Genomic DNA, 15,298 nt, shown 5'->3' on the forward strand with positions numbered 1-15,298 from the left:
GCCACCCAGGCCCGGATCGCACGGGATGGCGGAGTAGCTCAGCCGGTTAGAGCAGCGGAATCATAATCCGCGTGTCGGGGGTTCGAGTCCCTCCTCCGCTACCAAATTTTCAACGAAATCCCCGTATCGCAATCGCAGGCTAACTCTGCTTGCGGCCAGCAAGAGCGCGAAAGCAATTTCTTAGCTACTTGTAGCCAGGCACGCAGCTGTTGTAGCGCGCAAGTTCGTTTGGCAAATCGCGCAACTTCGTTTGGCACCCATTTTTTCGTGAATTGAAGCTTTTTCGACGTTTGCATTCGCTGTGATTGGGCACCTACCCTGATAGTTCGACCGCAGACTCAGCGCCTCTGTCAAACTAATACCCATTGCGCCGCATTCTCGTTTAGGTCTCATCCCGACGTCGCACCGAGACCGGGCTTTGCACTCGCAGCAGATGCCTGGAACAGTCGACCGCATTGGCGCGCCTGTTCATCATGGCTACATGCTTTTCTTCAACCACTCACGCACAAATAGTCCGTTTCTCCACCGAGCTTGCATTGCCGGAACGAAAGCCCGCACCGGTAGTCAATCCGGCCCATTACTTTCGTCCTCACGATCAGCTTGCCCCTGCCCGAACATAGCGGCAAGCTTTGAAATGTCCGCTCGGAACGACTGCGTGACACGGCCATAGCCGAGGACGCCGGCAACTGTCTCAGCGAGATCCTCGGGGGCCTGATCAAGTATTTTCCGGATTAGCCCAAGTTTCTCTGGGAGAGGCACCTCTTTCCACTGACGCAAGCGACCGTTGATCTCAAGCCCGCGAAACGACAGAGCATCGACCGGCTCCGTAGCGTCAGACCAGAAAATCCAATGCTCGTCCGCCGACCGCGTCCGAGGTGCAACGCGTTCAACCGCGTGCCAGATCGTCGACGATATCTTGCCGCCAGTGCGCTGGAACCCATGATCTCGCGCGATCAGGTCGCTCAGGCGTTTGAAAGTGATCGGTGCTTCTTCCTGAATGTGAAACCGCGCCAGTCGTTGCAAAGTTGGCTTGTAACCCGGTGCGTGGAAAGAATCCGGATCGAGGGTGATTTGAGGCTGCGCAACGATCCCGAGGTCGAGTTCAAGGGCATCTGGCACGTCCGTCTTTGCCATTCGTGCAGCGAGCGGTCGGTCCCGCTCCGCGAGAGGCTGTGTCGGTTCGGAAGGTAATGGATCAGTCTCGGGTAACAGCTCTAACGTCGTTTCGGTTTCAACGGCCTCCTCATCTTTAAACTCTTGATCGCGTGTCGCGTCCTGTTGTGATTCGGGCTCCGCGTCCTCGATGGATCCTTCATTGGATAGGGCTGCGGCCTCAACGGCAAGCCGATCTTCCTCGCGGACCGTTTCGAGCAACACTTCCAAATCGTGATGCAGCTGCTCCAGCCGTGAACGCGGATCGATAAACCAGTCAGTCGACCAAACTCGGAGTAGTCGCCAACCGAGTCGCTCAAGGATAATGTGGCGCACGCGGTCTCGGTCCCGAGCAGAGGCCGAACTGTGGTAAGCAGCGCCGTCGCATTCGATCCCAGCCAGGAATTCACCGGGCTTGTCGGGATGCACGACACCGAGGTCGATGCGAAACTTGGAGACGCCAATCTGTGTGCGTATCGTCCAGCCCTTTGCGCGAAGGCGTTCGGCGACGGCCATCTCGAAATCGGAGTCGTAATCGCTGTTGCCATAGGACCGTACGGCACGCCCGAGTGCGGCCGGCCCCTGCGCTGCGAACTCCAGGTAGTTTTTCAGGTCTCGTACAGCATCAGAGTTTGTGCGCGTTAGGTCGATCATCGTCGGATCGAAGCTACAGAAGATCACAACCTCGCTGGTCGCGCGGGTGATTGCCACGTTCAGACGCCGCTCACCTCCCTTCTGGTTCAGCGGGCCGAAATTCATTGAGATGGTCTGCGCCCCGGGCTCCGTTGGTCCATAGCAGATGGATATCAGTATGACGTCGCGCTGGTCGCCCTGCACTGTCTCGAGGTTCTTCACGAATACCGGCTCCTGCACATTCGGACCAAAGAACCTTTCAAGCGACGGATCAGCACGGCGGGCTTCATCCAGCAAGTTTTCGACCAGGCGTTGCTGTTCCGTGTTTAGCGTTACGACACCGATGGAGAGATGCCTGCGTGCAGGATCTTTCAGATGAGCGACAACTTCTGCAACGACAGCTCGCGCCTCTTGCGGATTGTTGCGCCCTTTGCCGCGCGCATAGACGCCGTCGACCCGTTCCAGCCGCACCGCGGTTTCGCGCGTGTCTGCCGAAGGATAGGTAACCAGTTGCCCCTCGTAATAGGCATGATTCGAAAAGGCGATCAGGCTTTCGTGCCGACTGCGATAGTGGCCGGTCAATCGGTGCAGAGGCACGCGTGCGGCCAGGGCTTCATCGAGAATACTCTCGAGATCGGCCATGATCATGCCATCGCCATCATCGTCGCCCGCATCGCGGGAGAAGAAATTTGTTGGCGGCATCTGCTTAGGGTCGCCAACGATGATGCTTCGCCGCCCGCGGGCGATCGCGCCAATGGCATCGGGAACGGTGATTTGGCTTGCTTCGTCGAAGACCACCAGGTCGAACAGTTCAGATTCCGCAGGCAGAAACTGCGCTACGGAAAGTGGGCTCATCATCAAGCAAGGCGTCAGGCGCGTCAGCGATGCCCCCATGTCCTTGACCAACTGCCGCACTGGAGCCGAGCGGGTGCCGCGTTGTAACTGACGCGCCAGCACGCCCAGCCCGGGGTCGGCGGTAGTCTGCCGGTCCGGGATCTCTCCGGAAAGCCGAGCGCGGACGTAAGATGCTGTCAACCCAGAAAAGGCGGCGTCCATTATGCGGAAATCAGCGATGTCTGCAGTATGTGTCGTCGCTGAGAAGCGGCGCAGCAGCGGGTTTGCGTCGATCAGTTCAGGCGCGGCCCAGCGGCAATAAGCTGTCCGGAAGGCTTCAACGGTTTGCTCATGGTCTAGCGTGCCTCGTTCGAGGGCCGTAGCGAAGGCACCTAAACCCTTTTCTTCGGCCTCTCGGCGAACAGAGACCCAGCCACACCAAGCATTCAATCTGCGCTCTCGGTCAGCAATCGCTCCAGTTGTCTCTATCAACCGGTGTAGTGATTGCGGCTCCGGCGATTGACCTGCCGGGACTGTCAGCCCATGCCACTCGGCTTCGACGGCCGTAAAGGCGTCCAGCGCAGCACGCAGGTCGGCCCCCGCCTTGTCGGTCGCCCCACCCTGCTCCAGCAGATCCCGGCCTTCGCAAAGACGCAAGCGTAAGGCCGCACGCAGGGCGACGATATCGTGTCCGGCATCGCCGAGCCGCAACGTAGCCGCTCTCAGGGCCTCTCCACCGGTTATCGCGGCTCGCAGTGATTGCGCCGAGGTGGCCAGTCCCTTCCACGGTGTGCCGTTGGGCAAGGTTCCGGCGATCTGGGTCATCTTCTGCTTGAGTTCCGCCAGGTCCGCCAGTTTTTCGAGGTCATTTTCGGGCCTCTCGCCACCAGGGCCGATCTGGTCAGTGATGGCTGTGCGCAGCTTCTTCAAAGCGCCGCCTCGGGTCAAAAAACTGCGCCCTAGCGCCTCAGTGCGCTCCGCGATCCAAGCCGTAACAGGTGCAGAGGCAATGGCTTCGTCACGGTATCCCCGCGGCAGCTGCTTGCGCGTTTCCTGCCAGCGTTCAAACAGGAGCAAAAGCGCGGAAAGACTTTCCAATGCGTTTCGCCCTTCGGATGTCATGGCGAAGCCTAGGTCCGTCGCGAAGCAATGGGAAAAACACCGGGTAACCTCGGCGAGAGCATCAACTTCCTCTCGCGTGGTGTTCACATCGGACAAATCGAGACGCTGCACAAGCGCTGCCCGCGCCGTCAGCAATCCCTTCGCAGCTTGCCCGAGCCGCCGAGCGACATCGACAATTTGGCCTTGCCAGGCAAAGTTCCATTCCTCGGTATCGATCCCAACAAAGGTTTCGAAATCTTCGGCTTCCGTTTCACTGAACCGCTGACCCAGCCTGCGTGCCGCGGTGCAAAGATCCTCGAAGGCTTCCGGAGTCGGTGCAAAACCGAGCGGTCCCTGCCGCTTTGGCCAGTCGAGGTCCACGCGATGCAGATCGCCATGGCGCAGGGTCCGTCCCATGGCGTCACGCGCACTAATACCTGCCGGTCCAGGCGCATGCAGAGCATCCACTAACCCGTTAAGACGGTCGCGTAGCTCTGCCAGTCGATTAGCCTCGCGGGTCCACTCCTCCTGGTCGAGCGTTTCATGGCTGGACCACGCCGTATCGAGCTGATCCAATACAGCTTTCTTGCTTGCCTTGTTTGAATGCAATTCGAGGCAAAAGTCGCCAAGGCCAACCTGTTTCAGCCGCCGATAGACAACATCCAGCGCAGCCATCTTCTCTGACACGAACAAGACCCTGTTCCCAAGCGCAAGGTTGTGGGCGATGATGTTACCGATGGTCTCGGACTTACCAGTGCCGGGCGGTCCTTCCAGAACAAAGTCCCCTTCTTGACCGGACGCGTGCACGGCGACCAGTTGGCTGCTGTCGGCGTTGAGTGGAGCAAACACATCCGAAGGCGCGATGCGACGATCAATCTCACGCGGCTCGACGAACAATGAAGGTGTGGCGAAAGGTTCACGCGGCGTGTCGATCAGGTGACGCACGAGCGGCGCTTCTTTCAACCGCTCCGTACGATCCGCAAGGTCCTTCCACATCAGGTACTTGGCGAACGAGAACGTCCCGAGGATCACGTCCTCGGTCACTTCGAAACCGGGTACGTCGCGTACGCGGTGTCGTACGATGTCCCAAATCCTGGCCACGTCAACGCCGCTCTCATCACGCGGCAACTCTCCAACAAGTTCGGGCATCTCGATCCCGAAATCCTGTTTCAACATCTGCAGTAGGGTTAGGTTAAAAACCGTGTCATCATCGTGCCGCACCAGAACTGGCTTCGACCGCGCGCTTGCACGCTCCAACCGTACTGGAACAAGGATCATGGGCGCCCGGCTGTCGCTACTAGTCCCTGACGGCGTCCAGCGAAGCATACCAAGCGCGAGGAAAAGCGTGTTGCTCCCCCCCTCCTCGATATCCGCGCGCGCCTTGCGGTACAGGTTTATCCCGGCTTTTTCGAGCGTCTTTGGATCGGTGTTCGCGATGACTTCCTTGCGCTCCAGCGCGTCGAGCGCGTGGTTGTGCGCCCAATCATCCCCTGTGCGCAAGGTGAACTGCGCGCGGTCGCTATCGCTTCCTTTGGCACCTTTTTCCGGCGGCGACGTCAGACGCAGCTTTGCCCCTCCCGCCAATAAGTCCTCAAGCCTGCCGGGATCGGGGCAGAAAATCGGTAGCGCCGTCGAAGAGGGTTTTATGTTCAGCAGACGGTTGCGGCGGGACAGATCCAGCAGGCTACGCTTCCAGGTAGCCAGCCTTTCCTCAGGGGTTTTCTCGGAGAGGTCGACATCATCTTGCTGCTCGAAAGGCGGTAAATCATCCGGTGGGATGTCCAGCGGCGGGGCGCTGGTTGGCTCAGTAGCATCTCCGCCTACGGATGCCTCTGTCACTGAGGACAAAGGTTGGATGCCACGTTTGCGCGCTTGATAGACGTCCAGCGCGTAGATGAAGTTTGGATCATGCTCCTCGGCAATTTGCCGGTTGGCCTCGTTGATCGCCTTGGTGAAGGGCAGCGGGTGTCCGGCGGTCGCCATCGTTGTCTCGAACAGTACGAGTTCGCGCAGGTCTTTGGCTTTGCGGACAACCAACGGGTCATCGACCGTCAATGTCGGGAACCATGCGGGCTGCAACCATGCGCCCGCGAAAGCGTGTTCCTTTGTGAATACCAAGACAGGGTGCAGCCCGGCCTGCTCGAATGCCGCGGCAAACAGAAGCGCCGTGTCAAGGCAGGTCGACAGCCCTGTATGTCTGATATCCGATGGTAAGCGGATCTTCTGCCCCGTAGTTTCGAAACTGGCAGGTGGCACCGCATAGGTCAGCCCCTGCGCGCTGACGGCAGCCCAGATTGAGGACATCAACTCCCAAGACCTTTGAGTCGACTTCGTCTGATAGCCGTTGATCGATCCGTCTCGACCACCTTCGACTAGAATCCGCGATGCATCTTTCAAGACCTTCTGAACGAAGCCGTCGTTCGGTGTCACAAAAGCTGCCAGTAGCTCAGGCATATAGCGCGAGCCGCCCCACTCGTTGCGAGCCAGGGCTTCGACATTGTCAGTCGCCTCCACAAGGACATCATCGCCCTTGTGCAAGGTCAAATGGATATCCACTCGCAGTCGATCGGTGAGTTTATCAAGCATTCCCCCGGCAAGCGGCAAACGCCGATCCTCGATGCGCAGTTTTGCCCCGGCATCGAGCCGGTCGATGGGCCACTCCCGTGCACCGAAGACAACCGGATCGGCCGATATCGACAGCCGAAGGTCTTCGAGTGGTATTTCCGAAGCATTCTCCACTGTCAGCTCCAGAAGCACGGGTACATCGTTCTGATGCGACGCAAAGGTCACCTTGCGCGCGAACTCCGCATGCAGGATCAACTCCGGAGTTGTGGGCGTGTCGTTAAGCAAACCCTCGGCGGCAATTGAATCCGACACAATAAATAACCTCACGACTAAAACAGCTTTTAAGTGTAGTTTATCGCGGCATATGATGCATGCAAGCAGGCTACACCCAAGCGTTGTTAGAGGGCGCGAACTGGACCGAATACTCCAACCAAAATAACGGCCAAATGGCGAATCAGGGCTACCAAGCCAACAGGCTGCAACCAATCTCCCACCACCTCGCTCAATCGTTCTCCTCGTCGAGCCACCCCTCCTTTTTCGCCTGCTCAACGATTTCCCATCTGTGCTGACGGAACACGGCCGCCCGGCTGACCTTTGACAGTTTCACCATGCTGTCGCTGACTGTTATTAAAAGGCGCTCGGAAGCTGTTAACGGTCTTCGACCTTCGGTGATAATCAATGCATCCGCGACCGATTTAGCCTTCGGCATTTCTCCCAGAATGAGATCAAGAACTCTTGACTGAACATCAGCGTCGAGGTCGGCAAGGGCCTTGAGATCGGATTGCTTTTCTGCGAACAGTGTCCCCTTCAAACGCTCGCGTGATTGCGGGCTCAGACCGCGAAAAATCTGAATTGCCAGTTCAACCGTGCGGCGGGAAAGACCAGTGGTTTCAGCTGCGTTTTGGCAAAACGCAAAAATTGCGATTTGATTTTCACGTTTGTTTTTAGTGGCTTGGCTCTTGCGATCTCCGCCATGTTTCGTTTCCGGATGCAGAGCCTCATACACCCGCTTCAGTTCACTCAGCGCCTCGCACCTCTCCAACGCGTTGAAGTTCTTGCGGCCGAGGTTTTCCAAGATCTCGTGAAGCCGCATTTCGTCGGCGGAGTGCTCGGATGATGGTTCCAGCACCCTGGCGTTGATCTCTCGCCACCTGGCAAGCTTTGCCGCTGTCAGGCGATGGGCTCCCGCGACCAGGGTATAGCGCTTCCCATTCTGAACCACGTCGATCGGCGTCTTCTGGCCCATCTCCTTGAACATGTCTCGAAGGCACTCGGCCCACTCCTGATCCACGTCCCGAATTCGGTCCTCGGGGGTTTCGATAATGGATAGTTTAATGGACTGATAAACGCTCAAATCGTGCCTCGTTTGTTGAGAACGGCAGCTCGTATCGGCCAAGCGAGTGCCGCTGGTTTTCTGGTCGTGGACCGGGGAAAGGGTTTGTGCTCTTCCTGTCCGGAGTGGTTTAAGGAAACAGCTATCAGGGATTGAGATTTCAGGTCTTCGTTTTGGGAAACAGCAATTGATCAGGATTTTGCATACTGCCGACGTCCATCTCGATTCGCCACTCAAGTCACTCGCGCTTCGCGATGAAGGTCTGCAAAGCACCGTTCACACGGCGACCAGGACGGCATTCACGCGGCTGGTCGACTTTGCATTGGCCGAGGATGTCTCGGCGCTGCTGATCGCAGGCGATCTCTTCGACGGCGCTGAGCGAAGCGCCAAGACGGCCGCATTCTTGACCGGCCAGCTGGATCGGCTGAAACAAGCCGGTATTCCTGTTTTTTACATCAAGGGGAACCACGACGCGGAAAACCCGCTGACCGGCGAAGTCAGCCTGCCGGAGAATGTCCATGTCTTCGACGGCCGTGGCGGCCGGCAGCAACTCGGTGAGACGGACGTCTGGATCCACGGGGTGAGCTTCAGCGGAAGGCAGGCACCCGACAGTCTGTTGCCGAAATTCGGCTCTCCGGAACCCGATGCGGTCAACATCGCCATGTTGCACACTTCCCTGGCCGGAAGCCAGGGACACGATACCTATGCCCCCTGCTCTGTCGCGGAACTCTCGGCGATGGGGTTTGACTACTGGGCACTCGGCCATGTGCACAAACGACAAGTCCATGCCACCGCCCCCTGGATTGTCATGCCGGGCATTCCGCAAGGCCGTGACATTGGCGAGGCCGGACCGAAGTCCGCCACTCTGCTTACGATCGAAGACAAGACAATCTCGATCTCCGAGGTCCCGACATCTGCGGCGGAATTCCTGGAGCTCACGGTCGATATCGGCAGCCTTGAGACAGATGACGAAATCCGAGGCCACATCCGCCGGCACTTGCAGGAGATGGCGGAAGGCCTGTCTGCCGGCGCTGGACTTGTCCGGCTCACAGTCGCAGGTCAGACAGGCCGCAAATGGCAGGTGTTGCGGGATCAGGACAGCTGGGCGGAAATCATCGCGGAACTCGCCCGGGGCACCGAGCGACTCTGGATCGAGAAGGTCAAATTCTATCTGACCGGGAAAGCGGAGGGAGCTGACAGCAAGTCAGCTGTTGGCGAGCTTGAACAGTTGATGGCTGAAATCCGCGATGAGCCGGCCATTGTCGCGGAGATGCGTGAATTGCTAGAAACCGTGGCCAGCGAAATCCCAACCACTCGGAGAGCTCGGCTGTTGCCAAGTGAAGAGGCTGCCGAACAGCTCATGCGTTCTCTGTCTGACGCCGGCGCGGAAGGCATCCTTGCCGCCATGAAGGGCGCAAGTGAATGATGCGCCTGCAGAAACTCAACCTCGATCTCTTCGGCCACTTCACCGGCAAGTCCTATGACTTCGGGGCCAAAGCGGGAGCCTCCGATTTCCATGTGATCTACGGGCCGAACGAAGCCGGCAAGACCACGACAATGGAAGCCTTCCTGCGCCTGCTCTACGGGTTTCCTCACCAGGACCAATACGACTTTCTGCACCAACGCAAAAATCTACGCGTGTCAGGTGTCCTGGATGTCGACGGCTCGCGGCTCCATCTCTCCCGGCTGTCCACCCGCGATCCGTCACTGCGAGATCTCAACGACACGCCCTTGCCGGAAACGGCTCTGGCCGCACACCTGGGCGGCCTGTCAGAAACAGACTATAGGCAGCTGCTTTGCCTTGATGATGGAACCATCGAAAAGGGCGGCGAAGAAATTGTCAGCAGCAAGGGCGATATCGGCCGGCTCCTGTTCTCGGCAGCGGCGGGCGTCAGTGACCTCACCAGGGTGCTCGAGCAGTTCCGCGACAAGGCCGACGGCATCTACCGCAAGCGTGCCACCTCCACCCGGATCGCGCAGCTGAAGCGCGACCTGGCAGACGTCGAGCGCCAGATCAGGGAAACGGACGTTCCCGTCAGCGCCTATAAGAAACTGAAACAGGCGCTGGAAGCCGCCCAGGTCCAAGAGGCAAGCGCGCGAAAAGAACGAAGCGCATTGCTGACTTCAAAGGCGGATTTAGAGGCCTTTAAAGCGGCTTTACCGAAGCTCGCCGAGATCGACGCCCTGGAAGCCGAACTGACCGAGTACTCCGGCTATCCGACGTACCTGGATGTCAATCCGGAAGCGTTGGTGACGCTCCTGACAGAGCAGAACAGACATCTCGCCGACAAAGACCGGATTGACCAGGAGACAGCGAATTTGCGTGACCGGCTGGCTCAGTTGCAGCGCCACCCGGAACACTTATCGGTCTCGGACGATCTGGAGCGGCTCGACGTTTTGCGCAGTCGTTATACGACGGCAGACCTGGATCTCGACAAACGGCGCAGAGCACTCGCTGACATTCATCACGACATGCTCCGGGCAGCGAAGGATCTGAACGCCGCTGAAAACATCGACCCAAAAGCCTTGGTGCTTTCGCCCGGTCAGATGGGGCAGCTGGAAACGGCCAGGGATAGTCTGCGAACCTACACCCGCGACCTCGCCAATGTGGAAAAGGAAATTGAAGCGCTGCTGGAACGTATTGAGATCGCTGAACAGGAACTGGCCAAGTTCCAAAACAACGATCCGGCCACCATCCTCGTGGGCCCGATCTTGTCCCGCTATTCTATCGACAGCCTTGCCCCGCGTTACGCCACGGCTTGCCAGGCAGTTCGCATAGCCACGACTGCCCGTGAAGATGCTCTCTCCGCGCTGACGGTCTCCGGCCAGGTCTTTGAAGCGGTTCCGCCAGTGGCAATCTCTTCCTTTGAAGCCGAGGAGCTCGCGGAGAAACATCGCACCCTCCAGGATCAACGCTCCAAACTCTCCGACCGGTGCGAAGATCTGAATGCCGACCTGAGCGCAGCGGCACACCGCATCACCGCTCTTAAGGCGGGAACAGGCGTCGTGGATGACGCGGCAGCTGAGGCAGCAAAGACGGAACGCGATCAACTGTGGGCCGCCCATAAATCCGCCCTTGATCCCTCCTCTGCCGGCACCTTCGAAACCGCCATGCAGAAGGTCGACCAGGTATCGGAGACCCGGCTTGATCATGCGGCCGAGCTCGGCCGGCTGCGAGCCGAGGAGCATAGGCAAAGCGAAGTCGAAACTGAGCTGTCTTCCGCAAAGGAACGCCTTGCGAAGCTGGATGAAGAGCTGGCCGCCGTCAGCGATACCGTTGACGGCTACGCCCGCCGCTGTGGCTTAAACAGCTCAATCAGCCCGACGACATTCTCGGTGTGGGTTGGAAAGCTCGAGATAGCGACACAGGCTGACACGAACTGCAAACGCCTGGAGACGGAACACGAGACCACGCTCTCGGACGCCCAGCGCGCAATCGTAGAGTTGCGGGCGGCATTGCACCTCGAGACCGAAGACTTCGACACCTTGATCACCGAGGCGCGTGGGCGTCGGGACGAAGAGCGGGCACAGGAAGACAAGCGTAAGGCGGCGATCGAGACATGCAAGAACCTGAAAGCCGAGCTCGTGCGCCAACAGCAAGCCATCAGCAACCTGCAAAAGAGCCACAAAGCACATCAGGAAACCTGGACCTCACTGATCTCTGAATTCTTCGGCTCTGCCCTCGACCCGGGAGGGGTAATCCAATCTCTCGAGCCACTGCGTGAGCTCCGGGAAATGGATGGTCGCCGCGCGGGTGCGGAGCGCCAGGTCGAGGCGATGGAAAAAGATCAGGAGGATTTTGCGCGGGAAGTTGCGCGCCTGGCAAAGGCCGTGGGCATCGACGCCTCCACGCCTCCGATGGAGGCCTACAAAGCCCTTCTGGATATTGCCCAAGCCGCCGGCGAAGCAGAGCAACAGTTTGAGACGCTGTCCAAGGATCTCCAGGCGGCCGAAGACGCATTGAGCGAGACCCAGACAGCCCTTGAAGACATCGAGAGGAAAACGGCCGATTTGGCTGCGCTGTTCCCGGATCGCGTTCCGAGAGGCTCACTACAAGACTTGCGCAAAGCGCTTGGCAAGGCCCAGGCCGTGATCGATAAGCGAGCGCGGTTGACGGAATTCTCCGGCTCGATCCGAACGGACCTGGCGGTGACAGACCTGGAAGCCGCCAGGACAAAGCTCGAAGGAACAACAGCGACGAACCTGGCAGCTTCGTTGATGGGCCTCGAGGAAGATCTGACCACCATTGAAACGCGTCTTGAAACCTCGATTGAAGAACGCACGGCCGCACAAAAGGACCTTGCCGCCGTGACGGGAGAAGCTGACGTCGCCGCATTGATCGAGCAAAAGGCCACGTTGGAAATCGAGCTGGAAGAGGCCGCGTTGTCCTATCTGGAAGCGGCATTCGGGCTGCGACTGGCCGAAGAAGCCATTCGCCGCTACCGGGACAGTCATCGCAGCGGCATGATGGAGGCCACCGAAAAGGCCTTCGCGGATCTCACCAACGGAGCTTACGCTCGATTGCAGACGCGGCCGGAAGGCTCCTCGGAAATCCTGCAGGCAATCGATGCGTCCGGTACGGCCAAACAGGCAAGCGACCTGTCAAAGGGCACACGCTTCCAGCTGTTCCTCGCTCTTCGGGCCGCAGCCTATGAGCAGCTCGCCAGCCAGGGCGTGTGCCTGCCGTTTTTCTGCGATGATATTTTCGAGACCTTTGATGAGGACAGAACCCGGTCCGCCTGCAAGGTCATGGAACAAATCGGACGAACTGGACAGGCGATCTATCTGACCCACCATCGGCATGTCGTGGATATTGCCAGAGAGGTTTGTGGGGATGGTGTGGCGGTGCATGAGCTGTGAAACACTGTCTGCACCCGAAACCCGCAAAGCCGTTTGTTCACGCCTTCGGACATGCTTCCCTATCGGATACTTGCAGCTTTTCGTTTGCCAATCGAAGGGGCGCACAGAGGTCTTTTCGTGGCGCTCCGCTCGAATGACCAGAACCGACTTTCCTTGCGACATCAACGAGTATCAGGAACGTGACAAAAGCTGATGTAATTGGCAATCGAGTAACAGCAACTTCAACGTCGCCAAACCCGCAAAACTCGCCTAGGTTGAAGGCAAGACTAAGACGCGAGTGGATCTTTGCGGGGCGGGAAAATGGCAAGCGAAATAGGTAAACTTGCAAGAGGGGTCGTCGGCGGGTGGCTTCTCCACCACGACCAGAAATTACTAAACAGCAAGACGGTTGAGTTTGAAAACATCGCGACCGCTGGGCGGTCGGCTCGCCTGCTATCGGCCATATCAAAGGAAGACACTTGGACCGTAGACAACGATAGGGTCGTGGAGCTCGGCCGCCAGCTAGGCATTCGAAAGCACGAACTGCGCGGGCTTCTTGAGGTTCTGGTATCCGAGGGGTTGGTTCAATCTGGGGGCCAAGGGGTCACAGTCCTAGGCGTCACACAGGCCCGGCTGCTGGACCACGCTGCGAACATCTTCGACGCACATAGGCCGGAAGGAATTGAATATGCGGCAATCGAGCTTGCTGAACGCGGAAGCACCACCCCCGTAAGACAAGCTGATTGTGCAGAAGAGCTGTCGGACAGGTACAAGTTATCACAGGTGGAACTACAGGATCTCTTCACCCAGTCCGAACACATCGGTTTCGTGGACTACGAAGGAAAAGGAGAAGACCGCCTTTATTTTAACGGATCGCTCTTCAAACGGGATCACGCAGACAAAGCTCGCAAAATACTCGATTCACTTACTAATACCGAGCGAGTGAACCTCCTGGAAGCCGATGAACGCTTGCGCACGAGCGGTTGTTTGCCTGCTGGAAGCGTGCGGAAGGTCGTTGGCGAAGTACTCTGGAGCAAGCTTCACCAGATCGGATATTTCGAAGTTAGCATAGTCTCCAACGAATACGGCAGCACCGAGTTCGTAACCAAGCCCGAAGCGCTTACCAAATTCGTGCCTTCGGGCCTTGCTGACATGCTCGACGACGCAAAGGCCCTGTCAAGCAGCCTAACTTTCGGAACCTTAGCGAGCCCGGCCGCGCGCGGCAGAATAAGATCGCCGGCAGTGTTAATGGACGCATTCATCGGTCGCGGCTACGTCGAAGGGTGGGCAAGTGCGATTAAGCGGGATTATACCGCACTGGAGCGTAAGGGGGTTGTACAAGTGAGTTCGTCTTCGAGCGGGCATAAACTGACGCTGCTCAAACCTGAGGTAGGCAAGATGGCACGGGAACTTGTTCTGAAGGGCAACGCCTCCAGCATTGCGGCCGAGCTTTTAATTGGAGATCGAAGAACCGACTTTGCGGGCCCGGAAACAGCGCGTAGAGATGAACGCCGCAAGGATGTACCCGAAGCAAAAGCTGCGGCTGCCCGTTCACTGAACATATTGAGGAAGCGCTGATGGCGAAAAGTACCGAAGGCATCGACAAAGGCGGTGTGGCCGAGGAAGCTCTCCGCGAGTATTTCAAGGGCCTTGGTTCGTTTGTCCTGCGCGGAGTTCCGGTCAAGGAAGGTTCGGAGACGGTGACGGACATTGATCTATGGGTCTACACGCGATCAAGTCCACTTTCTCGCCACGTCACCATCGTCGACATCAAGAACAAAAAGCGAGGGAAGGCTTTCGAGCGAGCGATTTGGCTAAAAGGGCTGCAAGCCGCAGTGGGTGCCGACGATGCAGTCATCGCCACGCAGGGAGCTCGAGACAGTGCATTCAAATTTGCAAATCGGCTGCAAATCAAGGTCCTCTCAAGCGGTGTCTTCGATGCGATCGTCAAACGCTACTCGAATGACGACCAACGCTTGTCCCTGGAAGACGTCGAAGGTCAGTGGAAGAAAGTCACACTCGGCGCATCCAACGTGGCGGCTCTAATGGAAGTCGCTAGGCTCGAGGTCTCGAGAGGAATCGACTTTGCAGCTCTCAATCACTGGGTTGACGACGCTGTGCATCTGCTAAAGGAAGCACGGGATCGCGAACGTCCGATGACAGGTCCGATAACGCGTGCCTTTTACTATTGCTGCGCCCTCGTTGCGGTTGCTGCAGACTACCTCGGTCGTGAGCATGTTCTTTCCGACCCCAATGCTCGAAAAGAACATTTCCGTTCGGGCATGATCTTCGGACAGAACGACGACGCAGCTGCAAAGAGATACTTGGACTTCGCCGAAAGCGTCGCGACTGAGTTCCTGGATCAAAGCGGTGCCGCTGCTGCCCAGATTCGGAGTGGCTTCGAGCGTGCGGCGTCGGAATTGCCAGTGGAAAGCTTGGTGGAATTTTTCTCAAAAGCCAATTCCGGTCAGGAGCTCTTCAAAGCCGCTAAGGCTTTCGAGGAAGCTGCTTTTGGAAGAACCTGCGAGCGACCGTTCGAACTGAAAAGCATCGAGGCCAAGGTTGTCATCGGACTGCTAACTGACTATGGCGGGGTTCGTCGATCGGAGGTCCTCGGCGGCTCCGAAGTTCCAGAAACAGCAAAGGCTAACAAAAGCGCGCCCCAAGGATCGTTACCTATTTAACAACCTCGATTGTGACCAAGGCAGCGATTTCGCGGCAATCGTTCTAATATTATTCTGACGTTTCTTTTCCGCTTTGTCCCACTCACGAGGGAATGCTCGCTTAGGCGATCCAATCGTGACGCCACATTGGTGGACTGCTGATTGGCGCTGCGGCCCA

General features: G+C 58.0%; 6 protein-coding genes and 1 tRNA gene. 5 read left to right on the forward strand and 2 right to left on the reverse strand.

What is annotated here, in order from left to right:
- Positions 1-27: 27 nt before the first annotated feature.
- A tRNA-Met gene (locus SIAM614_RS28805) sits at positions 28-104 on the forward strand.
- Positions 105-564: 460 nt separating this feature from the next.
- Here SIAM614_RS28805 and SIAM614_RS28810 read toward each other — a convergent pair.
- The gene (locus tag SIAM614_RS28810; protein ID WP_050789523.1) at positions 565-6,597 is read right to left on the reverse strand and encodes a DUF3320 domain-containing protein; all 6,033 of its coding nucleotides are present in this window, start codon (positions 6,595-6,597) and stop codon (positions 565-567) included.
- Positions 6,598-6,787: 190 nt separating this feature from the next.
- Positions 6,788-7,639 (reverse strand): ParB/RepB/Spo0J family partition protein, encoded by an 852-nt coding sequence (locus SIAM614_RS28815; RefSeq protein ID WP_006940100.1) that lies wholly within the window; start codon positions 7,637-7,639, stop codon positions 6,788-6,790.
- A gap of 166 nt (positions 7,640-7,805) precedes the next feature.
- Between SIAM614_RS28815 and SIAM614_RS28820 the strand changes: the two genes are divergently transcribed.
- The 4 genes from SIAM614_RS28820 to SIAM614_RS28835 all read left to right on the forward strand — a co-directional run bounded on the left by SIAM614_RS28820 (position 7,806) and on the right by SIAM614_RS28835 (position 15,141).
- Entirely contained in the window at positions 7,806-9,044 is a 1,239-nt protein-coding gene (locus tag SIAM614_RS28820; RefSeq protein WP_006940101.1) for a metallophosphoesterase family protein, read from the forward strand.
- Positions 9,041-12,478, forward strand: a complete 3,438-nt coding sequence (locus SIAM614_RS28825; protein WP_006940102.1) for a YhaN family protein — start codon at positions 9,041-9,043, stop codon at positions 12,476-12,478. The genes SIAM614_RS28820 and SIAM614_RS28825 overlap by 4 nt, the downstream gene beginning before the upstream one ends.
- Before the next feature lie 300 nt (positions 12,479-12,778).
- Complete coding sequence (locus SIAM614_RS28830) at positions 12,779-14,035, forward strand: hypothetical protein (RefSeq protein ID WP_006940103.1); 1,257 nt, start codon at positions 12,779-12,781, stop codon at positions 14,033-14,035.
- Positions 14,035-15,141, forward strand: coding sequence for a hypothetical protein (locus SIAM614_RS28835; protein WP_006940104.1), 1,107 nt, complete (start codon positions 14,035-14,037; stop codon positions 15,139-15,141). The genes SIAM614_RS28830 and SIAM614_RS28835 overlap by 1 nt, the downstream gene beginning before the upstream one ends.
- Positions 15,142-15,298: the final 157 nt, after the last annotated feature.

This window comes from Roseibium aggregatum IAM 12614, from assembly GCF_000168975.1.
GTDB lineage: Bacteria > Pseudomonadota > Alphaproteobacteria > Rhizobiales > Stappiaceae > Roseibium > Roseibium aggregatum.